The organism is Paraburkholderia humisilvae, assembly GCF_902859855.1.
Taxonomy (GTDB): domain Bacteria; phylum Pseudomonadota; class Gammaproteobacteria; order Burkholderiales; family Burkholderiaceae; genus Paraburkholderia; species Paraburkholderia humisilvae.
In genome coordinates, this window is sequence record NZ_CADIKH010000005.1 from 202,988 (window position 1) to 226,268 (window position 23,281).

The 23,281-nt window shown below is 61.3% G+C and carries 19 protein-coding genes and 3 pseudogenes; 10 read left to right on the plus strand and 12 right to left on the minus strand.

Annotated features, from left to right (window positions below; genetic code table 11):
- Nucleotides 1–6 precede the first annotated feature (6 nt).
- Nucleotides 7–1,704, minus strand: coding sequence for a phage integrase family protein (locus HV796_RS06890; RefSeq protein ID WP_175225717.1), 1,698 nt, complete (start codon nucleotides 1,702–1,704; stop codon nucleotides 7–9).
- Between the two features lie 491 nt (nucleotides 1,705–2,195).
- Here HV796_RS06890 and HV796_RS06895 point away from each other — a divergent pair.
- Nucleotides 2,196–2,324, plus strand: a pseudogene (locus HV796_RS06895) (transposase); the annotation flags it as partial.
- A 134-nt stretch (nucleotides 2,325–2,458) separates the two neighbouring features.
- Here HV796_RS06895 and HV796_RS06900 read toward each other — a convergent pair.
- Together HV796_RS06900 and HV796_RS44035 are read right to left on the minus strand one after the other, a co-directional pair.
- On the minus strand, nucleotides 2,459–3,247 hold the full coding sequence (locus HV796_RS06900) for a hypothetical protein (RefSeq protein WP_175225718.1): 789 nt from the start codon (nucleotides 3,245–3,247) through the stop codon (nucleotides 2,459–2,461).
- Nucleotides 3,208–3,448: pseudogene (locus HV796_RS44035) on the minus strand (hypothetical protein); the annotation flags it as partial. The gene HV796_RS06900 and the pseudogene HV796_RS44035, both read right to left, overlap by 40 nt.
- Nucleotides 3,449–4,422: 974 nt before the next feature.
- On the opposite strand from HV796_RS44035, the gene HV796_RS06910 reads away from it, so the two are divergent.
- Nucleotides 4,423–4,827 carry a hypothetical protein gene (locus tag HV796_RS06910; RefSeq protein WP_175225719.1) on the plus strand — a complete coding sequence of 135 codons (405 nt, stop codon included), beginning with the start codon at nucleotides 4,423–4,425 and terminating at the stop codon, nucleotides 4,825–4,827.
- Here the strand turns inward: HV796_RS06910 and HV796_RS06915 are convergent.
- Entirely contained in the window at nucleotides 4,800–6,191 is a 1,392-nt protein-coding gene (locus tag HV796_RS06915) for an FAD-binding oxidoreductase (protein ID WP_175225720.1), read from the minus strand. The genes HV796_RS06910 and HV796_RS06915 overlap by 28 nt on opposite strands.
- A 374-nt stretch (nucleotides 6,192–6,565) precedes the next feature.
- A pseudogene (locus tag HV796_RS06920) lies at nucleotides 6,566–6,802 on the minus strand (flagellin); the annotation flags it as partial.
- A 337-nt stretch (nucleotides 6,803–7,139) separates the two neighbouring features.
- Between HV796_RS06920 and HV796_RS06925 the strand changes: the two are divergent.
- The 4 genes from HV796_RS06925 (at nucleotide 7,140) to HV796_RS06940 (ending at nucleotide 11,183) form a co-directional block, all read left to right on the plus strand.
- Entirely contained in the window at nucleotides 7,140–7,745 is a 606-nt protein-coding gene (locus tag HV796_RS06925; RefSeq protein ID WP_175225721.1) for an AEC family transporter, read from the plus strand.
- Nucleotide 7,746: 1 nt separating this feature from the next.
- The gene (locus tag HV796_RS06930; RefSeq protein WP_175225722.1) at nucleotides 7,747–8,496 is read left to right on the plus strand and encodes a class I SAM-dependent methyltransferase; all 750 of its coding nucleotides are present in this window, start codon (nucleotides 7,747–7,749) and stop codon (nucleotides 8,494–8,496) included.
- Nucleotides 8,497–8,807: 311 nt separating this feature from the next.
- Nucleotides 8,808–9,656 (plus strand): SMP-30/gluconolactonase/LRE family protein, encoded by an 849-nt coding sequence (locus HV796_RS06935; protein ID WP_246355726.1) that lies wholly within the window; start codon nucleotides 8,808–8,810, stop codon nucleotides 9,654–9,656.
- Between the two features lie 1,224 nt (nucleotides 9,657–10,880).
- Complete coding sequence (locus HV796_RS06940) at nucleotides 10,881–11,183, plus strand: DUF4148 domain-containing protein (protein ID WP_175225723.1); 303 nt, start codon at nucleotides 10,881–10,883, stop codon at nucleotides 11,181–11,183.
- 34 nt (nucleotides 11,184–11,217) lie between these two features.
- Here HV796_RS06940 and HV796_RS06945 read toward each other — a convergent pair whose 3' ends face one another.
- The 7 genes from HV796_RS06945 to HV796_RS06975 form a co-directional block, all read right to left on the minus strand.
- Nucleotides 11,218–13,317, minus strand: coding sequence for an FUSC family protein (locus HV796_RS06945; RefSeq protein WP_175225724.1), 2,100 nt, complete (start codon nucleotides 13,315–13,317; stop codon nucleotides 11,218–11,220).
- A 232-nt stretch (nucleotides 13,318–13,549) separates the two neighbouring features.
- A complete protein-coding gene (locus HV796_RS06950; protein ID WP_175225725.1) occupies nucleotides 13,550–14,425 on the minus strand; it encodes an ABC transporter permease subunit in 876 nt (291 codons plus the stop codon).
- Nucleotides 14,412–15,209 (minus strand): taurine ABC transporter ATP-binding protein, encoded by a 798-nt coding sequence (locus HV796_RS06955; protein ID WP_175225726.1) that lies wholly within the window; start codon nucleotides 15,207–15,209, stop codon nucleotides 14,412–14,414. Before HV796_RS06955 ends, HV796_RS06950 begins: the two co-directional genes overlap by 14 nt.
- 39 nt (nucleotides 15,210–15,248) lie before the next feature.
- Nucleotides 15,249–16,259, minus strand: a complete 1,011-nt coding sequence (gene tauA / locus HV796_RS06960) for a taurine ABC transporter substrate-binding protein (protein WP_175225727.1) — start codon at nucleotides 16,257–16,259, stop codon at nucleotides 15,249–15,251.
- A 69-nt stretch (nucleotides 16,260–16,328) separates the two neighbouring features.
- The gene (locus HV796_RS06965) at nucleotides 16,329–17,129 is read right to left on the minus strand and encodes an ABC transporter ATP-binding protein (RefSeq protein WP_175225728.1); all 801 of its coding nucleotides are present in this window, start codon (nucleotides 17,127–17,129) and stop codon (nucleotides 16,329–16,331) included.
- Entirely contained in the window at nucleotides 17,126–18,046 is a 921-nt protein-coding gene (locus HV796_RS06970) for an ABC transporter permease (protein ID WP_175225729.1), read from the minus strand. Before HV796_RS06970 ends, HV796_RS06965 begins: the two co-directional genes overlap by 4 nt.
- A 9-nt stretch (nucleotides 18,047–18,055) precedes the next feature.
- Nucleotides 18,056–19,081, minus strand: coding sequence for an aliphatic sulfonate ABC transporter substrate-binding protein (locus HV796_RS06975; protein WP_175225730.1), 1,026 nt, complete (start codon nucleotides 19,079–19,081; stop codon nucleotides 18,056–18,058).
- A 306-nt stretch (nucleotides 19,082–19,387) separates the two neighbouring features.
- Between HV796_RS06975 and HV796_RS06980 the strand changes: the two genes are divergently transcribed.
- From HV796_RS06980 to HV796_RS06995, 4 genes are all read left to right on the plus strand, one after another.
- Nucleotides 19,388–20,206, plus strand: a complete 819-nt coding sequence (locus tag HV796_RS06980; RefSeq protein ID WP_175225731.1) for an ABC transporter substrate-binding protein — start codon at nucleotides 19,388–19,390, stop codon at nucleotides 20,204–20,206.
- Nucleotides 20,207–20,314: 108 nt separating this feature from the next.
- Nucleotides 20,315–21,040: an amino acid ABC transporter permease gene (locus HV796_RS06985; protein ID WP_175225732.1), complete on the plus strand. Its 726-nt coding sequence runs from the start codon at nucleotides 20,315–20,317 to the stop codon at nucleotides 21,038–21,040.
- A gap of 2 nt (nucleotides 21,041–21,042) precedes the next feature.
- The gene (locus HV796_RS06990; RefSeq protein ID WP_175225733.1) at nucleotides 21,043–21,780 is read left to right on the plus strand and encodes an amino acid ABC transporter permease; all 738 of its coding nucleotides are present in this window, start codon (nucleotides 21,043–21,045) and stop codon (nucleotides 21,778–21,780) included.
- Between the two features lie 259 nt (nucleotides 21,781–22,039).
- Complete coding sequence (locus HV796_RS06995) at nucleotides 22,040–23,272, plus strand: SpoIIE family protein phosphatase (protein ID WP_175225734.1); 1,233 nt, start codon at nucleotides 22,040–22,042, stop codon at nucleotides 23,270–23,272.
- Nucleotides 23,273–23,281 lie beyond the last annotated feature (9 nt).

Consider the following 23,281-nt stretch of genomic DNA (forward strand, 5'->3'; position numbering starts at 1 on the left):
CGCCCGCTACTGCTTGTGGTCCCATGAACGAAATGCCTCATCGAACTGGCGGGCGCGCTGCGCTTCGTCGCTATGCAGATAAGTCGATGTCGTCGAGATTGACGCGTGCCGCAGGTTGTCCCGCACCATGATCAGTTCGGCACCACGCGCGAGCGCGTGCGATGCATGCGTGTGCCGCATCCAGTGTGGGCTTGCACACCTCAGCTTTTCGGCGGTCGCGGGCCGTTCGCCCTGGATCGCATCGGCCACCAGCATGAAGAATCGATGCAGCACGCGCCAGAGTCTTGTGCTTTCGATGTGCACGCCGTCTTCTGCGAGACTCGCTACCAGTGGCGTTGCCGGATTCCAGCGCTCCGGTGTGACTGGCAGGCGTCGCTGCAGGAGATATTGATCCAGCGCGGTTCGGGCCAGCGCCGGCAGCGCCACCTTGCCGGGTTTCCTACCTTTGCCGAGTATATGCAGCCAGCGATCGCCGTGTTCGTCGCGACGTATATCGCCGAGCCTCGCGCCGACCAGCTCGCTCGCGCGCAGGCCGGTCGCGTAGCCGAAGTCCAGCAGGAATCGCAGGCGCTGCGCGGCTGCCTCGCTCCAGCCATACGACCACTCGAGGCCGTCGGCGAGCGTGCGGATCAGCAGCCACTCGCCCTCGGAGAACCCGCGCGATGCGTCCAGTCCCGCGCGCTCTGCGTGGCTCCTGACCTTCACGCCGGAGAACGGATTCGCGAGCACGTAGCGTTGCTCGACCAGCCACCGAAACAGCGCCGACAGGACGTTCAGCGCGTACGCGGCTGAGCGGGGCGATAGCGGACCCGTGAGTGGCCGCCATTCGACACTGTGCCGCGGCCGCGATGGTCCGATCCAGCGTTCGCGCGGTGTCGGCCGGCGCAGAAAGCCGCGGTACGCGATCGCATCGTCGGTGGTGAGCGATGACAGTGCGCAGTCACGCTCGACAATTGCCCACAGGATCAGGCGCTCGGCTTCCTTCCGGTAAGCACGCTGTGTGGCAGCCGACTCATGCAGTGACAGCCAGGACTGAACCGCTTCATAGTCATTCGAAGCCTTGAGCAGGCAGGCGTCCGCCGGGGCGCGGAACTGACCACGCGAGCCGTCGACCTCGCGTGGCACCCTCAACTGCTCCCACGGCACGATGCTGCCCACTGGTGTCGCGGCAATCAGCGCGCGGGCGCGTTCGGTCAAGGCGGGGTAGGCGGCGAAAAACGCTTCGATCTGGCGCGCACCGGCGACGCCCAGTCCGGCGATGGCCAACCACCAGCGCCGCCGGCGCGGAATCCGCACGGTCAGGTCAGCGAGCGTCCGGATGCCGTGCGCATGCAGGGCCGCGGCGATGCGAGCGGGCAGCCACAGTTCGACCAGATCAGCGATCATCGGTGCGGGCACCGTCAGATTGCGCAGCGTCTCGATTGCGGCGGTTACCCGAGTAGCCGATGTTTCGGTTGGTCGATCGGCGAAGACGATCGCCAGATCCGCGCGATGACGCGCCTGCGCGTACGCGATGAGCTGCCGGCGAATCCGTCCAAGCAAGCCTCGCGAGGACGTGCCGGCGGCCCTTCGGTCGGCCAGATAGCGGGCTACGGCAGTCCGTGCATCCAGCCCGGCATACCAGCCGCGCAACGCGGCGAGCTCCGCGTCGTCGGGGAAGGCAGGGACAGTTCCGGCGGCGGTCATGGTGTCACGCGTTTCCATGACCACCAGTTTAGATGAAAATTGATGATGGACTGATAATAAGGTTTATCACGCCAGCAGCGGTTTTCACTGCGACATTCGCCGCGTGCGGCTCCGGGTGGCCGTTGTCGAGCGACGCGGAAGGCTCAGAATGACTCTGAACAGCCATTCGTGACTTGATCTGCCTCGATGACCACCTTCGAGCTGCGGATTCAACCCGTTGTCGTACTTGCTGTGTGTCCGCTATCACTGAACCATGTGCGCGATGACAATGTTGACCGCCCCCGACAATTTCGGTCACGCATCGTGATGCAATCATGAACCCACGCGTCGCATACAGCCTAATTTCGTCAACATGTGATTATCGTTGCCGGCCGACCGTCAGTCTTCATCCAGCATTGCTCTTGCGAAACCGCGCAAAACAACCCTCACGGCGCTTGTGTGGCGAAATCCCTCGTCAGATCATCACGGGACAGGCATGACTGGCAGTCCACAATAATCCCAACTGCAGATCCGTGATGGCGACGGTTCCGGGCATCGGTCAGACTCTGGCAACGGTCATCCTGCTGGAGGTTGGTCTGATGGAACGCTTTGCCAGCGACTTTGCTTCGTATGCACGCTGCGTGGGCAGCGAACACACCAGGTAGCGATGGTAATCCCCCGCTCCTGGCTGACCGGCTCGTACTCATCTCTACCACCACGTAACAGAAGTTGACCATCGCGAAAGCGCGGAACCGGCTGGTCAGCGAGGTCACTGGACTTGGTTGATATGATGTCAACGCCCGCTCAGTTCGTCGGCCACCACTGCCTGCAGTTCCTCACGGATGCTCTGCTTGCTTTCAGATGCGGCTTTCCATTGCGGATTTCTTTGCAATTCAGCGCGTACGGCCGCAATCGCTTCACTCCGGCGACTAAGTCCTTCATCGCCGTGGTATTGGTAAATGATCATCGACCGCCACGGCCGCGCTGCGCCGTACCGAGCTGTATACAAGGCGTAGCGGTCTACGATGCCCGCCTTGATCCAACCGTCAATTTCAGGCGCCACGTATGTGTCGAAATATTTCGCGTACTCTGTTTCAGACGGGCGAAAGCTATAAGGGATGACCAAATAGACAGGTTTTCGAGCTCCCGATCCAGGCGAACCCTCTTCGGAGCGAACTAGATCCGCAGGCGCACTATGGATGCTGCTGATTATTCTCAGGGCGATGACACTCAATCCAGCGGGAGCGGTTTCTTCTGTTCCGCGCCAGCTGGATAGTTGTGCGTTGGTCGAGAAACTGATGATGGCCATCATGTCCCAATTATCCGAATCAACATAGCGGTTAAACAGGATATGATAGTCAGCAATGGCGCCGTGTCTCCTCATTGCCTCGAAACGCGCCAGGCCAGTCCTCCTCATGTAATTTTTAAGTGCCACGCGGTTTTCCGGCTTAACGTGGTAATCGATAATTACTGTCGACGTGGCTGCGGTTGCAGAAGTATCGGCGAATGCCTTACTCACCAGCATCGACGTCAAGGTGACGCTCAATAAAACTGAGATTCGAATGGCGACGAACACTTGCATTTATGTCCCTTCATTTCTGTGAAAATTTCGAAAAATACTGAACACGTGTTACTTTGAAATAGGTGCAGGCCTGCGAGGGTTTCGGGCAAGCGCTTGTAATCGCGTGCAAATCGCCTGACGGCTAAGCCGGCCGAAGCTGCGCTCGACCACCCGGCGGCGGGGCAGAAGCACGAAGCTCTTCTTTGCCCGGGGCACTTTGATTCCGATCGGTTCTGGAGGGCCTCCGCGCGTCTTTCGGACCCTTTGTACTCGAAGGGGGGCTTGTCCAACTATTCCCGCTCACGCGGAAAGATCAATTCCATCCCGGTCTGTGTCCGGACCCTCGACCCAAGTGCACCGTAGGCCGACGCCTTCGATTCGCTCCCACTGCGCGCGAATTCGTGACGACTTTGTACTCTGGCCTGAAGAATCGGCTGACCACCTTGTCTGATATGCCCCGCCCGTGATACTGACGACGTTACTCCAGGAGCGATCGCCAGTTGGCCCAACATCGCTCCCTAACTTCTTCGGTTTACTAACAATATTGACAGAATATTTTCCATACCCTTGAATGTTTTTATTGTCTATTTCTTTTTTTACTGCCGCTGTTACTTCATACGTATCGGATTGCTCGCATATGTGGCCGATATATACACTTTCTTTGAAAAAGACACTTAGAGTTACGTTCCCTCTCTTACAGCACCGTAATTCACTCGATCGCATCGGCCGCTCCGGTTGTGGCTTTTACAGAACAAACAGCCTATTTGGCTTATTCCATTCATCCACGAATTCTGTCTGGCATGAAAGATCGGTTTGCGAAAAATACCGCATAGCAATCTGCGCCTGGTCTGCGCGGGGATGCATTGACGCAGATAGAAGACACGCGTGGATTACCGATAAGCGCCCATTTGATGACCTGCATTGCTGAACTTGACGGCCACTGGCAAGATGTGTTCAGCCTTGGGCAAGGGGCGAGCGTTACGCGCCCCTCGCTTATGCGAAACGCGGTGTGTCAGTTGCTGAGCAGCCGCGGCTGCACCGCCTAGTCGGCGCGGTAGACAGCACGTTTGATACTCGAGCGGTGGACACCGTAATGATGAGCGAGCGAGGTGAGCGTATAGCGGCCTGTCATTCACGATCGTCCTGATTAGCAATGCCTCGGGCCACCATAGTGGCCGAATGCGATCGAACTTCGAATGAGATCGGCAAGCGGCACGGCGGCAAAGGCCAAAGATCCATCAGGGACACTTGTTTTACCGGCGTATGCACAGGTCGCGGAAGTGCTGTTCGATGTCGCTTGCCCCGGTGCTGAAAATCGCTCAGCCTGTACGAATGAGGAACTGCAAATAGCTAAAGCATCACAATTCATTCCGGTTAGCAGTTTATCCTTGCGATGCTATGCCATCCAGAACGAGCATTGCACCAAGCTCTTCGGCGAGCCGCGCATCAAATGCATCGAGCAACTCGTCATTGGACCGCTTCCTCAATTCCGCGAACCTTGCTTTGTATGCGGACACGATTTTCTCCGGTACTTCGTGCTCAAAGGCCACGAATTTATCCTGGGGAGCGTGGGTCAAGTCTGCGTCGGCTTTACGTTCTGATTGAGGCTGAAGAAATTCGTCGGGTCATACTTCGCCTTCAGTTCGGCCAGTCGTGCATAGTTGCTGCCGTAAGCAATTCTGCTTTGATCGGGCACTTCGTCGCTGAAGAAATTTGGCAGGTATCCGCCGTTCGAGTGCGGCCGCAGCGCATCGAATAACGCTCTCGTCCAGCCAATGTGCTGGTCGCTCTCAGCGGGATCGCGCCACTTTGTAGCGATGTTGATGTTGTACAGCGGGGCACGCTGGGAAAATGCGGTGTCGGCACGATCGATACGCGTTGGCGCGCCGGCATAGTACTCGACCACGGTTGCCGTCAATGGCGACCTGGAGCGTTCCATATGTTCGATTAACAGATCGATCGTGTCGTCGCCGAGCGCCTTGACGAATGTCGATTTCCAATAGGCATGCGACACGTCCGGCGGGGACTGCTCGAGCAGCGATTGCATTACCGGGAATGGCATCGGCTCTATCGCATCCTGCATTGGTGTGCCAAATTGACGCAACGGCGCGAGTACACGCTCCCCTTCGGACACGTCGGAGCAGTAGCAGACAAGGAGCCCGACCGCAGGCACGCCTTCCGGGGTCGACATCAGGACCGCGTATGCGGTCAATTCTTCGGGGGCGGTTGTCATGAAGTCACGATAGTGACGCAATACCGAACGCGCATCGGCGCGCGGATACAAAAGAACCCCACCCAGTACCGTCTTCACCGGGTGTGCCCGGAACGTGAACGATGTCACGATGCCAAAGTTGCCACCCCCCCCGCGCAACCCCCAAAACAGATCTGCGTTCGTATCGGCGCTCGCTGTGAGGAATTCTCCGTTCGCGGTCACGACTTCACACGACAGCAGATTGTCGATTGTCATACCGTATCTGCGTACGAGCCAGCCCACGCCGCCACCCAGCGTCAACCCGGCGATGCCCGTCGCGGACACGACGCCAGACGGTACGGCGAGGCCATACGGATGCGTCTCCCGGTCCAGGTCGGCGAGTAGCGCACCGCCCTGTACATCGACCGTGCGTGCTGTCGGGTTCACCGACACGCGGTTCATTGCCGACAGATCGATCACGATGCCATCGTCGCACAGGGACCGGCCCGCGACATTGTGACCACCGCTTTTTACCGCGACGAGCAGGTCGTTCTCCCGGGCGAACTTCACTGAGTCGATGACGTCGGCTACGCTTGTGCAACACGCGATCAATCCCGGTCGCTTGTCTATGTTCGCGTTCCAGATGGCGCGAGCTTTCTCGTAGCCTTCGTCGCCTGACATGAGGGATTTCCCTTTGAACTGCTTACGAAAGGCGACGATCACTGCAGGATCGACACTCGTGCCATCAAGACGCTTGAGCGTGGCTGTACGCATTTTTTCTCCTTGACCAAATATGAACTGGTGGACGTTAAGGCTCGGACTGCGGCTTACTTAATAGTCAGAGCGGCGACAACTCGGAGCGGACCACGCGCCTCACTTACTCCGCGTGTATGTCGCTGTGAACGGAAAACACGTGAGAAGACCGCGCGACGAGATACCGGCGCAGTTTTGCGCGAGCACATCGAAGAAATATGGCAGTCGGCAGATCTTTCACAGTATGTTATGTTGTAGCAATAATATTTGTGTTCGACTTTTAGGAACTAGGGTTCGCGGCGCTAGATCCATACGCTCGTTTGTTCTTGACCATGTTGTTTCGGCCTTCTGCAAAACCGGTAGCGTACTTTCGTCTCCTACCGCTTGGGCTGTACTTACTGGAGAAGCTTCAGCATTTGCTGCGGCCGCGCGTTCGCTTGTGCGAGCACCGCTGTACCTGATTGCTCCAGCACTTGCACCTTGCCCAGGTTTGCCGTTTCCTGTGCGAAGTCAGCGTCCGTGATTTGCGATTGCGCGCTCGCCAAGTCGGTCAATTCGTTCTGCTGCGACCGCGAAATCGCCGTGAAGCGGGCTTGCGCGGTACCGAGCTTGGCCTGGAGGTTATTGATCGAAGACAGCGTCGAAGAAGCCCGATTAGATATTTGTCCGTTATGACATGAGTGGAGAAATCATGTCATTAGAATCGCGAGCGTGTACACACTAACACTATAGACGGACGTGCTTTATAAAAGCGAAGGGCAGCTCTATTAAACGAAACGCAGCTAGTTTTAAATAATACCCAATCAACAAATAATCAGGATAACAAAACACATACATAGGGATGCATTGCGATTTGATTACCGCTATTAATAACATCACATCGTGTTATATCATAACATTCGAGATAATTTTCGAGTTATGCTGGGGACGAAATGCTGCTGCCTTTGACCGTCTCTTCCCCGTGCAACCATGGCTCAGACCGTACTATCCGCACTACTTCCCGTCGTTTTTGTCGTCGCCATCGGATTGCTCGCTGTCAAATACTGCACTGTCCCTAAAACGTCCGCCCCCGTTTTCGCCGACTTTGTCGTGCGGTTCGCGTTACCGCTTGCGTTGCTAAACGGCGTCCTGAAAACGTCGTCATCTGTGATCGAGAACATTCCCTGTCTGATCTCGACGTTGCTCCGCGGCCTTGCTGAAAGCGCTCTGGTAGCACTGGTTTGCGCTTTCCCCAATATGGCCTATTCAGGCTCGCCCGTGCTTGATGCGGTCGTCGGACAGGAAGGCATTCTTGCGGTCATAGTCGGCAATGTCGTGACCAGCGTCATGACGATTCCGGTCACCTTGGTTCAGGTGCAGATTCGTCTGGACGCCTCGCCGCATGTGGTCGCACGCGTCGCCGGACATATCTTCGATAAGCACCTGGCGCGCGTGCCGGGTCCCATAGACATTGAGACTCATGTCAGGGAAGGTGCTCATAAGCCGGTGTACGAGGCGCAGCTCCGGAGCGCGAAAAATATCGCACTCCGCTATGCCACCCATTGTTCATCCCCCTATCCATCACTCGGGAGTTAGCATGGTTGACCAGACTCAGTTCACGGGTGCCGATCCCTACGGCGGGACCTTCCAGCTCGACGAAGAAACACTGGAGGCGATCGCGGCCCGCCTGGAGGGACGCGCCAGGCATTTATTCTTGATCGACTCGATCGCTGGGTATCTCGATATGCTCGAGTTGAGCGGAAACGAGTCGATTCTCGATCTCGGATGCGGCACCGGTATCGTGGCCCGCGCGCTTGCGAAGCACCCCGGATTCAAAGGGTCGATCACCGCACTCGACATCAGCGGTACTCTGATCGACATGGGGCGACAACTTGCACGCAGCGAGGGGGTGGAGGACCGCATCGACTTCCGCACCGGAGATGCGTGCAAGCCCGGTTTGCCGGAGGGAGGCTTTGACGTCCTCATCATGCATACGCTCGTGATCCACGTCGTGGACCCTGCCACGGTGCTCGCACAAGGCCGGCGCCTGTTGCGGCCCGGCGGCAGGCTCGTCGTGTTTGACGGCGAGTTCTCCTCGCTCTCGTACCTAACGGATGAATCCGACTGTGGGGTCGGGACGAACCGCAAGCTGCTCTCGGCGATGCTCGTGCACCCAACAGTCATGCGCCTGATGCCACGGCTGCTTGTCGACGGCGGCTTCGATCTCGACTGGTCGCATGCCTTCGTGGCGGCCCGACGTCGGCCGGGTCAATTTCAGGGCGTCGCACCTTCCTACGTTGCGCATCACGCTGCCGAAAATCGGCGTCATGTCGGAGCAGGATGCTAGCGCGTTTGTCGATGGCCTTGAGCGCGCGTCGGCGGGGAGTCGCTTCTTCGGCGCGTGCAACTACCACTGATTTGCGCGGAATCCTGACCCATCCGTGCGCAGTAGTTGTCAGCTTGCGCGAGCAGTTGCTTTGTTAACCCTTACCCGGACGCAATGAAATGAATACAGTGCAATATCCTGTGCCCCATGACTTTAGGCTAAGGTTGTCTGACCTGACATCCGTAGGCGTTGGAGTCAGCCGACCCGAGTGCGTCCTTGCGCTGGCAGACGGGGAGCTGGTGACAGGTCACGCTAGTGGAGGATATTCGGTCGTGGCGGTCGACGGCTCTGTCAGGCACGTGATGATAAAGAGCGACCGCCGATTCCTGCCGAACGGAATCGCTGTCACTACAGACGGCAAGGTCCTGTTTGCGCATCTGGGTGTCACGGATGGTGGCGTGTTCTCGATTGATCGCGAAGGAAATGTTGCTCCCGTCATCGAGGCCGTGGACGGCGTGGCGCTTCCTCCGACCAACTACGTGTCGGTCGAGAATAACGGCGGTATCTGGTTCACGGTCAGCACTCGCAAAACGCCGCGCAGCCTTGCCTGGAACAAGACGGTGGCCGATGGTTTTATCGGCTACATGGACGACCGTGGGGCGCGGATCGTTGCCGATGGCCTTGGGTACACCAACGAGATAGCGTTTTCTCCCGACGGGCAGTGGGTGTACGTCAATGAGACGTACGCACAGCGCGTGAGCCGGCTTCGCCTGGCGCCTGATGGGAAGCTTGGTCGGCAGGAGACGGTCGTACAGCTTGGCGGCGCAGACCTGCCCGACGGCTTGACGTTTGATGAATGGGGTGGACTGTGGGTGACGTGCATCGCCAGCAACCGGCTACTTGTAATCCGTCCAGACGGGGAGCTTCAGGTCGTGATTGATGAGCCGGATGAGCGCCATGCTGAACGGGTCGCAACCGGAATTCTCTCCGGCACCCTGACATGGGAAGACATGCAGGGACCTCCCGGGAATGCCCCACTCGGTAATGTATCGAGCCTTGCATTCGGTGGTGCCAACCGGCGGACCGCCTTCCTGGGAAGCCTGACGAGCGGAAACATCTGGGCGTTTCAGAGCCCTGTAAGTGGGGCTGAGACGACAAACCATCGACGCAGGCTTGCCTGAAAACGTACGTTTGTCTGCCCCTGTTCGATGTCACTAAGATCATAGAACCCGTCCGGCGACGCACTGTAGAGAGGCGATAAACGACACGTGAATGTATTGCGGGCGTTGTCATGTTGATGAGGCGGTCGCGTAAGATGGGGATATGAAGAAATCGAAATCGCCCTATCACGGTCAGCCGTTTTCCGGCCGGAAACAGGTTCCGCAGTAGGAGTCGCTGCAGGATCACGCCGAATAACATGAGCTGATGGCAGTATCAGAGTCCCGCATACACAAGAATCGTGCTTGGGGTGTGCGCCGCTGTGGGAGGCAGCAGCGACGTGACCCGTACGTGGCTCACCGGGTCCGCCTGATATGTGTTGTCTTGCTCGGGGCTATCGGTCGTGATGTCCCGTGTCCAGAATGGCTACATGGCTCGCCCCTGCGGATGTCGGCGGCGCCATCGGCTTTGCGTCGCAGGCTCAGCTCGTCTCGTTCATCCGCTCCATCATCGCGCACGATAGCTCTTTCAGGAGCGCGCAGCGCATCGCGGTTGCATGACAAGACTCCAGACCGCGACAAGCAGTATGTCCCAGCCAAAGGGAATCAAGCCGCGACCGCCACCGGCAGTGCCGAGCCACGAAAGCAGCCAAAGGCCGGCGAATCACGGCAACAGCCACGATATGTGCTTCCATCCAGATTCAGCGGCAGGCTTGCGCATCACGAAATGATAGTGCAGTGCAGCCGGATGATGCGGCGACGAGCCGCCTCGCCGGTAATACTTTTATTTCGCTCCCTCGAATCCTTATGCAGCAAGGCTCTTCAGGCGATAACGCACCGCACGACCGCAGATTGACAAATTTATTGTCGCAACGGTGACAAAATTAATACGGTCTACGCCAGCGCGACGAATTGTTTCCAGATCGGCATATTCAGCCCTTGACGGTGGTGCGAAAAATGCTGGTCCGACGATGGGGGCGTCTCGCCGGTCGGCATCGACGCGAGCCGACGCGATGTGCCTGCCTGATCATAAGCGCCATTGCGTCGGCGCGCCCGATCGCATCCTGGCGCCGCGCGGGCGCCCGGTTTCACGCAGACCGAATTCGGTACAGCCGGTCTCGACGAAGCGGGTGCACATGATGTGCGGGCGCATAATCGACGCGTGCTCGCCATGATCAGGCGCGCAAGGATGGAATTTGTGCGGTGTGTGATGTGTCGAAGAAGGGTTGAACCGCTGGAGGGACTGCCATGAAATCGTCGCTGTCATTACTGTGCGCTGTCGCCGCGACACTCGCGTGGCCTTTGGGGGCCTATGCGCAAAGCGACCACCCATTGACGCGCGAGGAGGTGGTTCAGGACCTGATACAGGTCGAGCAGGCGGGCTACCGTCCAGGTTGGGGCGACAACACCAATTACCCGGCCAACATTCTGGAAGCCGAAGCGCGCGTGGCGGCCCGGCAAGCCGCGGCGCGCGGCGGCGCTGGGGCGCCGGCAGGCGGCGCCGCGCAGGGCGGCACGGGGGCTGCGCCGACCGCGCCGGATCACCCGTGAGGTTCGCTGTCCGTAATGTTTCGGACAAGGTTTGTCACGTCGCCCAGCCGGCTTCTTTCATTGCTTTGCTTCTTTCGCTGGGTTGCTGCGCTGCGCGGTCGGTGTCGTGGCGGGCGGCGGTAATGCTTTTCAACAGCGAGGCCAGCTCAAGAACCCTTGCGCGGATGCTGAGTACAGTCTGATCGGCCAGCAGCGTCTCGTCTTGCAGTTCAGCATCGGCCGCAATAAGCCGCGGATACCATGTTTGAGGTTCGCGATCCCTCAGGTCCGCGAGCAAAGCGTCGGTCGTCTTTTTCGCGGCGGGTGAAAGCAATTCGCCATCGGCGCGCAAAGTATCCTGAATTCTGAGCAGTTCCACCCCGACTTCGATCCACGACATGCATTCGCTCACTTCCGCTTCAGAAGCGGCGGGCAAAGCAATCCGCATGAGCGTATCGATGCTTCGGGTTTGCCACGCGTGGTGCGTTGGCGCACCGTATGGCCCGACACGCGAAGGAATCAGTGTCCTGATTGCGCCGACCATCTGTTTAAGGCTCTGTTTGCGCCATCGGTTTTCGAGTCTGCGCGACGGAACAAGATGAAACGCGAGCACGGCCAGCGCGCAGCCTGACACCACGCCGAGCACATGCCCGCTTACGGCAGCTACGCTCGAATGAGCGATCGCGGCCGGGTCCGACATGGCGAAGAATGCCATGCAGAAGCCGGACGCCCAAAACCTGTTTGAAAGCCCGGACGCGATGACAATCGCGAGAAAAACGATGATGCCTTCCATCAGTACGATGCCCAACGTGTGCGATGACAGGTGCCGCGCAATCGTCACGTAGAACAGAAAGGCTACGCTTGCCCCAACCGCGCCTGACGCGAGAAAGTGAATGCCGGCGTGGCGGGGGTCGGGGCGAACGGCGAATAACGCAATCGTAATAGCCGTGAATGCGGCGCACAGGCGTCCATTTTCCCAGCCGGTGGCGATCCAGATGGCTCCCGCCAGCAGTAGCACCGAACCGGCGCGCAACGCTGCGGCGACCGCGTAGCGTTGGTCGACCGCGTAGACCGGTGCAGGATAGCCAGGTGGGTCGTTCTCGCGTTGTCCCGTAGCCAGAGCGGCATAGGTTCGCAGGGTCGCTTCCACTGCGTGCAGCAGCGCGGACAGGAGATCGATGCGCCGGCGTTCGAGCACGTTTGCCGCACGAATGGACGCGAGCGTGCTGTGCAGTGCCAGCGCCTGTGCGCGTAAGTCCGGGAGCTTGTCGCCCTCCCCGGGGAGAGCGCCGCGCAGCGCGCTCGAAATGGACGTCAGCAGCTTTCCGACGTCAGCGACGGCCATGTTGATTGCACCGTCAATCGGGTCAGTTCCAGGCGCCTTGTCCACAAAAATTCGCTCGACGCCGCGTGACACGACGAGCAGTTCGACTAGCGCCGACACGACGCCATGCAACGGGCGCGCACGGGTCCACAGCGCCGGCGACTCGGCCGCCGCGCTATGCACCGCGCCGTCGAGCGCCAGAATATCGTTCAGTTGTCCACGCAGCCTTTGCGGACCGCTGCCGTCTCCGGCCTTTGCGCGCGGCAGGCCGGCGAGCCGGTCGGCGCACCAGTCGCATGCTGCGGCAATCGCGACCCTTAGCCGTCGGTTTGCATGACCGCTTTGTGCGTCACGCGATAAAAGAAGCACAAGCAGTGCGCTGGCGATGCCGATAAGAATGGCCAGGCAGCGGTCTGCGCCCATCTCGAACAGTTGTCCGCTGTCGCCGGACACGGACATAGCAACGATGACCGCGCTGTAGCCGGCGAGTACCGTCGCGTACGCGCGGTAATTGCGCGAGGCGACGCCGGCGTACACGCACACGGCAAGCCATGCCGCCAGCAAGCCGATCAACCACGGTTCACTGCCGTGCGCGGCGAAAACGAGGAGGACGCCAGCCGGCGCGCCAACCGCCGTTCCGATCGCCCGGTAAAACGATTTAAGCAGACCGTCCCCGCGTGCGGCGTTGCCGACCGACACGACCGTCCAGGCGGCCCAATGAGGCTCGTGCAACCCGAGCAGGATCGCGCAGAGCAGCGCGAGCGTCGCCGCCAGTGCGGTACGACCCGAGAACGTCAGAAGACGACGAGAGGAGGGCGATATGGAACGCATTGTCGTGCGGTAGACGTTACACAGACTGTACCGATGGTACTCAATGTCGTGCGACGCCGCAGAAGGAGGACTTCACATTTCGTCGAACGACGTACCAGCAGGTTCGTGAGATGCCAGACTGCGGGTTGGCAACCGATTTTGCAAAGAGGTCGCCGCGGCCCGATAGGGCTGGGTAACCGCTTCGCCGTCGCCGCGTGTCCCGGGGTAATGCGTTAGCGCATCGGCGCGCCGGTCAATCGTCCGCGTGCCACGGCGTCAGTTTGCGCTGTAGCCAGCGCAGCCCCAGTTCGAGTATCAGCGCGATCGCACCGATCACAAGAATGCCCGCGATCACCACGTCCGTGACCAGAAAGCGCGACGCCGAGTAGACCATGAAGCCCAGGCCGCGCGTCGCGGCGATCAGCTCAGCCGCGACGAGCGTCGACCAGCCGGCGCCGAGCGCAATGCGCAGTCCGGTCAGGATGTCGGGGAGTGCGCTGGGCAACACCACATATCGCAACAGCTTGAAACGGGTTGCACCAAGCGAGGCGGCCGCAAGCAGCCGGCTCTTCGCGACCCGGCGCGCGCCGGACGCGGTGGCGATCGTCAGCGGCGCGAAAATCGTCAGATAGATGAGCAGCACTTTCGACAGCTCGCCGATACCGAACCAGATCACCATCAGCGGCAGATAAGCCAGCGGCGGAATCGGTCGATAAAACTCGATGACCGGATCGAGTACGCCGCGCGCGATGCGGTTGGTCGCGATGATGAGGCCTGCGGGAATCGCGGTAACCAGCGCGAGCACGAACGCGACCGCGATGCGCGACAGGCTCGCCAGCAGATGCTGGCCGAGCGTCGCGTCGTCGAACCCTTCGGTAGCCAGTTGCACGAGCTTGCCGGCGACCGTTTCGGGCGCCGGCAGCAGCACCATCGGCACCCAGTGCAGATGGCTCGCGAGCCACCACGCCGCCAGCAGCGTGAGGACGGTGACCACCGTGGCGGCCAGTCCGGCATCGATGCGCTGGAACAAGCGCCGCCCGACGGTGTCCGGCCGTGTGCCGCCTTGTATGCCGACGTGTGTGCCGCTGTTCGTCAGCGAGCCGGTGCGGTGAGGTTCAGCGGTCGACATCGCCGGTCTCCTCGGTTTCGCGCACGAGCTGGTCGAGCAGCTCCATATGAATGGCCGTAAAGGCCGGATCGGTGCGGATCGAGCGCAGCGGTTCGCCTGCCGCGTAGCGCCGCGCGAAGTCGAGCCGATGGCGGGCGACGACGCGTCCGGGCCTCGGCGACAGGATCAGCAGTTCGGTGGCGAGCAGCACGGCCTCTTCGATGCTGTGCGTGATCAGGAATACCCCTTTGCCGGTCTCCCGCCAGACGTCGAGCAACAGCGTCTGCATGTGTTCCCGCGTCAGCGCATCCAATGCGCCGAGCGGTTCGTCCATCAGCAGGAAGGCCGGGTCCGCAGCGAGCGCCCGCGCGAGTCCGACGCGCTGACGCATGCCACCTGAGATTTCACCGATCCGATGGCGCTCGAAGCCGGCGAGCCGCACGAGCCGCAGCACCTCGGACGCGCGCGCCTCGCGTGCCGCGCGCGCAACGCCGCGCATGCGCAGCCCGAAGCCGACGTTGTCGATCACGTCGAGCCACGGCATCAACGCGTCGTCCTGAAACACGACGCCGCGCTTCGCATCCGGGCCGGACACCGGTACGCCGTCGACCGTGACGAGGCCCGCGGTCGGCGTCTGAAAGCCGGCCAGCAGCGCGAGCAGCGTGCTCTTGCCGCAGCCGGACGCGCCCAGCGCGACCACGATCTCGCCGCTGCGCACCGAGACCGACACATCGTGCAGCGCGGTGAGCGGCCCGCGTGCGGTCCGATAGGTCACGGATACCTGTTGCGCACGCAGTTCAGCCATGTCGGGTCCGCTGTCTGTCAAGGTGTGCCACCAGCGCGTTCATTTCGACGCGGCGGCCGCGACGAACCGCGGCGTCACCGCTGCACTGTAGTCCGGCAGAACATGGTCGATCTTCTTCTGTTCCTGCAGGAAATTCGCCGTCGCCGCGATCGCTTTGGCGGTGCCGCCGCCTAACAGATCCGCCGACGATTGTTCGCTTGCTGTCGGGTAGACGTTCCCCGCGAGCAGTTGCGGCACGTCGGACGCATTGGCGCCGCTCAGCTTCGAAATCGCCGCGACTTCCTGTGAGCCGGCGTTCCACGCTTTGCCGTCGTGCCGATAATGGGAGATCGCGTTCAGCGTGACCGAGACGAATTTGCCGACGAACTCAGGATGCGCTTGCGCGAAGTCCTTGCGTACGGCCCACAGGTCGAAGGTCGGCGCGCCCCACTGGCCGACTTCAGTCGAGTCGACGAGCACGTGGCCGCTTTCCTTGGCCTTGCCCAGCGCCGGGTCCCACGTATACGCCGCATCGATATCGCCGCGCGTCCATGCGGCGACAATTTCGGTCGGCCCGAGATTGACGATCCGAACCTGGCTCGGCTTGATGCCCCAGTGCTTCAACGCGGCGAGCAGGCTGTAGTGGCTGGTCGACACGTAAGGTGTGGCGATGGTCTTGCCGATCAGATCCTGGGGCTTGTCAATGTGCGCGCCGTTGCGCACGACCAGTGCCTCGGAGCCACCGGTCAGCGCATTCAGCACGACGGCCTCGATCGGCACGCCGCGGCTCACCGCGGCCGCGAACGGACTGGAGCCGACGTCGCCGATCTGGATATCGCCCGACGCGAGTGCGGCCACGATATCGGCGCCGGTGTCGAAGCGGCGCCAGTTGATCGTCCAGCCGGTGGCTTTTTCATAGGCGGCGCTCGCCTGCGCGAGTTTTGCCGGATCCGCACCATACTGGTAAGCGATGTTGACAGTCTCGGCCTGCGCGGATGACAGACCATAACCGAGCAGCGACGCAAAGGCTGTGCTGGCAGCGAGCGTCCGGATAACGCGTTTGATGTCCATTGATGTTTCTACCGTGCATGGAGGGGTGGAAAGGAAAGCTTAGCGTCGCGCACGCGCGTGGCTAACCAATCAGATTTCACTTGGATATGCGTAACACGACGTAGGCGCGAGCGCGGCAAGGTCCGCCAACAGTTGGCTGCGCAGCCGTCCATCGACGATCGCGTCGCGCAAGCGAGGTTGCGGCGTATCGACAGTCGTTTCGCGCACGATGCGTGCGGCGTGGCTGCCGTCGGGCGGCGCCATCAGCAGCACGCGGTCGGACAGGAGCAGCGCTTCATCGAGATCGTGCGTGACAACCAGCGCGGCCATCCCGTGCGCACGCGTGATCGACAGCAACAGGTCTTGTAGCCGCATGCGTGTGATGGCGTCGACCGCGCTGAAGGGTTCGTCGAGCAGCAGCAGACGCGGTTGGGAAAAGAGTCCGCGCGCAAGCGCGACGCGCTGCGCCATGCCGCCTGACAACTGCTTGGGCCATCGCCCACCGATGCGCGCCAGTCCGACTTCTTCGAGGAGCCGTTCGGCACGCTTGCCGGATCCGTCCCGCGCCCGTGCCGGGAAGCAGACGTTGTCGGCGACAGTCAACCACGGCAGCAGGCGCGGCTCCTGAAAGATCACACCCAATTGCGCCGAAGGACCCTGCTGGACAACGCCGTCGAGCGCGACCGTGCCGGCGAAATCGCGATCGAGCCCGGCGACGATGCGCAACAACGTGCTTTTGCCGCTGCCACTCGGACCGACAAGACTGACGATCTCGCCATGCGCGATACGCAACAGGGTTTCTTCGAGCACCGTATGTTCGCCGAAACGCTTCGTTTCGATGACCGCCTCGAGCAACGGATGCGCTGCAACAGCCGGTTGCGCGGCGCTCATTGACGTGTGCCTGGATCGACGGTATCGCGCGACGCAAGCAGCCGCGCTTCGACGATTTTCAGCGCGCTGTCGGTAAGCTTGCCGAGCAGCGCGAGCAGCAGAATCGCGCCGAATACGATGTCGGGGCGACCGGTTTCGCGGCCGTCGCTCAACAGATAACCGAGTCCGCGCGTTGCCGCGATCAGTTCGGCAGCGACCATGAACATCCACGCGAGACTCAGGCCGGTCCGCAGACCGGTGAAGATCTGCGGTAGCGCCGCCGGCAACAGGATGCGCACGAACAACGCGCCACGGCTTAAGCGGTGGACCTCGCCAAGTTCGATCAGCTTGCGGTCCACGCCGCGGATGCCGGACACAACCGCGAGGTGCGCCGGAAAGAACGCGCCAATTGCGACGAGTGTGATCTTCGGCGCTTCGTCGATGCCCATCCAGAGCAACAGGATCGGCACCCAGGCGAGCGACGGAATCGCGCGCAGCGCCTGGAAGCTCGGATCGAGCAGCGCATCGAGTTGCCGGCTTAGTCCCATCGCCGCGCCGGCGACAAGCGCGAGTGCGACACCGCAGCCGAAGCCGGCGAACACCCGCAGCGTGCTCGCGACGACGTGCCGCAGCAACCCCGCAGCGCCGAGTTGCACGAGCGTCGTCACGATCGCGGTGGGTGCGGGCACCAGATGATCGGGCAGTACGCCGGTTCGGACCAGCGCTTCGACCACCGCGAGCAGCGCGAACGGCAGCAGCAGTCCCGCGAGACGCCAGCGTGCGATGCGTCGCGATGCGGCGTTCGTGCGTCGCGTGACAGACGCCGGCGCGCTCGCGGCCGGCAGGGTGCTGCCGCTAGCGGCCGCTTGCACGGTGGGCCGCGCAGCGGGTTGTGCACGGAACCTGAACGAATCCGTAAGCGTGTCTTCGGCGGCCATCGCTCGAACCTATTTCGAATCCGCTGAAGCGATCGCTTGCCGCGCAAGACGAACCTCGATCAACGAATCGATGACCTGGTTCAGGTCGGTGCCGGACCTGACGAGCTGCTCCTGGGCCAGAACGGGCGCCGCCGCCTTCAGGGCGGCGATTTGCTGCGCACCCGGTTGCGGCTGGCTAAAGTCCGTGCGGCTTAGTTGCAGCTTCGCGACCTCGAACGACACTTTCGATTCCTCGGCCACGATGCGCGCCGTTTCATCCGGATGCGAGCCGATCCATTGCCGCGCCTTTTCGTAAACTTTCAGGACGCGCGCGACAGTGTCGGGATAGTGCGCGATGAAGTCTTCACGGGCATTCAGGAATCCCCACGTATTGAAGTCCACGTTGCGGTACAGTAGACGCGCCCCGTTGTCGATCTGCGCGGCGGCCATGTGCGGGTCGAGTCCGGCCCATGCGTCGACCTGGCCATTGAGCAGCGCGGTGCGTCCATCCGGATGCTGGAGGTTCACGATCTCGACATCGTTGCGCGAGAGTTCGGCTTCGTGCAGCGCGCGCAACGTGAACAGGTAAGGATCGGTGCCCTTGGTCGCGGCGATTTTCTTGCCCTTCAGATCAGCGACCGTCTTCAAGGGTGAATCCTTGCGCACGACAAGCGCGGTCCATTCGGGGCGCGAAAAAATGTAGACAGTCCGGATCGGATTGCCGTTCGCCTTGCCTAGCACGGCGGCGAGGCCCGCGGTCGAGCCGATGTCGATCGCGCCGCTGTTCAGATACTCGAGTGCGCGGTTGCTGCCGAGGCTCAGTACCCACTCGACTTTCGTGTGATCGGCCGCAAACTCCTGCTCGAGCCAGCCGTTGCGTCGGATGACGAGGCTTTCCGGCGAATAGTACGCATAGTCGAGCTTCAGTTCCGCGGGCGCTGCTGCGGCCGCGGAAAACGCCGGGGGCGCGGCGGCGAACAGCAGCGTGAGCGCGGCGCATGCCGCGAGCGCGCGTTTGAGCGTGTGGATAAGCGTGTTTCGCCAGGTGTGTGACATGGTCTTTCTCGCGATGGGACGGGGCGCTTGTGTGCCGATCGACCACTCTAGGCCAGAGCGATTCGTCGAGAGAACCAAGAAAAGCTCACATCGAAAGCAGCAGCGCGCATATGTCGCCGCGCGAGCGCGCGGCGCACCGCAACGCGTTGGCTGCGGGTCCGCATATGACGCGTGGCGCTTAGCACCTGACGATTTATTCGTTCGCCGCGCGCGCCAGCGTTGATAAAGTCGCGGCTCGCCGCCACGGGAATGCACGATGCCGTGCCCCCGCGGCGCTTATCACCCGCTGCCATGACTCTTAAAAGAATGAAAATCCGCCCATTCGCCGCAATCGTCGTCGGCCTGCTGCTCGCCGTTTCCAGTGCCGCCCAGGCTGACCGGCTCGACGACATCAAAAAGGCCGGCGTGCTGCGCGTCGCGACATTCGACAGCAATCCGCCATTCGGCTTCGTCGATCCGAAGAGCAATCAGATTGTCGGACTCGACGTCGATTACGCACGCGCCGTCGCGAACCGTCTCGGCGTGAAGCTCGAGATTCAGCCGACCAACCCGGCCAACCGCATCGCGTTCCTGAAGTCGGGGAAGGTCGACCTCGTCTTCGCGAACTTCACGATCACGGACGAGCGCAAGAAGGAAGTCGACTTCAGCACGCCGTACTTTGCTTCCGGCACGCAGTTTCTGGCGAAAAAGGGCGTGCTGACGTCACCGCAGCAACTGAACGGATTGCGCGTGGGCGCCGCGAAAGGCACCACGAACGAGCAGCAGGTGCGTGCGCAGTTCCCGGGCGCGACGATCGTCACGTACGACGATACGCCGTTCGCTTTTGCCGCGCTGCGCACGGGCAACGTCCAGGCGATCACGCAGGATGGGCCGAAACTGGTCGCGTTGCTCGCCAATGTGCCCGACAAAGCCAACTACGAAATTCCGCCGTTCACCATCTCGAACGACTATGAAGGGGTAGGGGCGCCCAAAGGAGAGACGCGCCTCGTCGGCGTGGTCGATGAAACCCTGAAGGCGCTCGAGGCGGATGGAACGGCCGCGAAGATCTACGACCAATGGTTTGGTCCGACGAGCCGTGCGCCGTTGCCGCGCCTGTTCCGCATCGGCGATCCGCAGAAGAGCTGAGCGCTCGCGCGCATCAGAGGGACGCGTGCCGCGCTTAGGGACGCGTGCCGCGTCGACCGGGGCGGCAACGTCCACGGGCGGGCAGACAAACGGAAAGAACGGGCATAGATGGACGGCTGGCTGCAACCGAAGTACACCGGGTGGATCTTGCAAGGCTTCGCGACGACGCTCACGTTAAGCGTGGGCGTGATGGTCGCATCGACCGTGCTGGGTTTCGCGCTCGCGCTCGCGCATCAGGCGCGGCGACAACGCATCGCGCGTACCGCCGCGCTCTATGTACTCGTGTTTCGCAATTCGCCGCTGCTCGTGCAGTTGCTGTTCTGGTACTTCGGCGCCGCAACGTTGCTGCCGCCATCGTGGATGGACTGGCTCAACGCACCGCATGTGCTGCACGCCGGTGGATTCAGGCTCGCCTGGCCGTCTTTCGAGTTCGTTGCCGGTTGGATCGGCCTGACCTGCTATACCACGACGTTCATCGGCGAGGAGTTCAGGGCGGGCATGCGCGGTGTGCCGCGCGGCCAGTACCACGCGGCCGCGGCGTTGGGCTTGACGCCATGGTCGACCTTTCGCCACGTGATTCTGCCGCAGGCGGTACGGATCGCGATGCCACCGCTGGCGGGGCAGTACATGAACGTCGTGAAGAACTCGTCCCTGACGATGGCGATCGGTCTGGCCGAACTGTCGTATGTGTCGCGCCAGGTCGATACCGAAACGTTCAAAACGTTTCAGGCGTTCGGCGCCGCGACGGTGCTGTACGTCGCGACGATTGCGTTGATCGAAGCGCTCTTGCTAGTCGCGCGCCACGCGGGCAGGGATGAGCGGGGGCGGAAGTGACGATGAGCTTGCAGGAATGGCTGCCGACGCTCCGGTATCTGCTGCTCGGCGCGTTTCCCGATGGTCCGCTCGGCGGCGTGGCACTGACGGTCGCGATGTCGATCGTGTCGGCGCTGCTGTCCGCGTGCGTCGGATTGGCGGGCGGGATCCTGCTGTGGTGGACGCGCGGCGCCGTGCATCTGCTGCTGGTCGCCGTGATCGGCTTTTTTCGCGCGATTCCGGTGCTGATGCTGATCTTCTGGACGTTCTTCCTGATGCCGATATTGCTGCATGCCGACGTGCCGGGACTCGCGGCCGTGGTGTGCGCGCTGGTGCTGATCGGCGGCGCCTATCTGTCGCACTCGGTTCATGCCGGGCTCGATGCGGTCGGCGCGGCGCAAGAGGCGGCGGCGCTATCGCTCGGCATGACACGCTGGCAGGCGCTACGCTACGTGCAGTTGCCGCAGGCGTTGCGGATGATGGCGCCGTCGTTTGTCAATCAATGGGTGACGCTGGTCAAGGACACATCGCTTGCTTACATCGTCAGCGTGCCGGACTTTACGTTTCTTGCCACGCAGGTCAATAGCCGGTTGATGGTCTATCCGGCGCAGATTTTTCTGTTGGTGGGGGGCGTCTATCTTGCGTTGTGCTGCACGCTTCAGTGGTGTGCGAGCCGTCTTTTCAGGCACCGTCGGGAGAGCGCGGACGTGTCGTCGCGCGCGCCGCGCAATCCGGTTCTCCTGCCTGAGCGCGCGGAATGAGCATTCCCGCGTGCGCTTTTGCAACATCCGCTTTATCCGATTAATTTTTCTGAATCCCGAACAGCAAACGTTTGCATTAACTTATATCGCGCGATTTAAGCGATGACGGTCGAATGTAATTATTTTTCTTCCGCAAAAATGAATGTATCGAATGAAACGTTTGCGTTTAATATATGCCCGAATCCGTAGAATCTGTCACGTAAAGGACATAGAGAACTATTAGCGTGCTGGCTTCCTGTCACACCTTGGCCCGCTCGCCATGCACCCAGCGTTTTCGCGGTTTCGCCGCTCGTCCAGGCAGGGCGATCCCCATTCTGCCGGCGATTTATGTCAGGAAGTCCCGGCCGTCGACGCACAAGATTCCAACTCATTCGTGATGGAAATTTTTTCGTCCCGCGGCGATGTCGCCAGTCTGGCCGTCATTGAAGGGAACCGGCCAATTGGCCTGATCAACCGCGATATATTTCTGTCGCAAATGAGCAAGCCTTTCCACCGCGAACTGTACGACAGGAAAAGCTGCATCGCGTTTATGGACAAGGAGCCACTGGTCGTCGACGCCGGCATGAGCATTGAAGCGCTCACCTTCAAGGCGGTCGAGACCGGCGAAAAGGCGCTTATCGACGGTTTTATCGTGACGCGTGACGGCTGCTTCGCCGGACTGGGCAGCGGCCTGCAGTTGATGGGCGCGGTGGCGGAAATGCAGGCGGAAAAGAATCGCCAGATCATGCAAAGCATCGAATACGCGAGCGTGATCCAGCGCGCGATGCTGCGCGCGTCGCGCGAGACGCTGTCCGCGAGACTTCCGGATGCCGCGATGGTGTGGGAGCCGCGCGACGTGGTGGGCGGAGACTTCTATCACTTCGCCGCGTTTGCGCATGGCTGGTTCGGCGCGGTAGCCGACTGCACCGGTCACGGCGTGCCTGGCGCGTTCATGACGCTGCTCGCGTCGGCGTCGCTGTCTCAGGTCCTCGAAAAGCTCGGCCCGAGCGATCCCGCCGCGCTGCTGGCGGCCGTGAACCGGAACGTGAAGGGTTTGCTCGGGCAAGCGCAGCGTGCCGGTGAAGTGCCCCAGTCCAACGACGGCCTGGACGCCGCGTTCTTCTGGTTTGACGCAATCAGGAGCGAGCTGCATTTTGCCGGGGCGAGGATCGCGCTGCATATCCTGCAGCCGGACGCCGACCATTTCGAAACGATTGCGGGCGACCGCATGGGCGTCGGCTATGTCGACAGCCTGGTCGACTACGCGTGGACACCGCGCGTCGTCGCGCTGCGGCCCGGCAGCCTGCTATTTGTTTGCACCGATGGTCTGATCGATCAGATCGGTGGCGCGCGCAATATCTCGTTTGGCCGGCGCCGCGCGTTGGACCTGATTGTCGAACACCGCGCGCAAGCACCGGCGGCGATTTGCGAGAACCTGCGCCGGGCGCTGTCCGAATGGCAGGGCGGGCAGCGCCGTCGCGACGACGTCACCCTTTTTTGTGTCCGCATTTAGCTACTACTG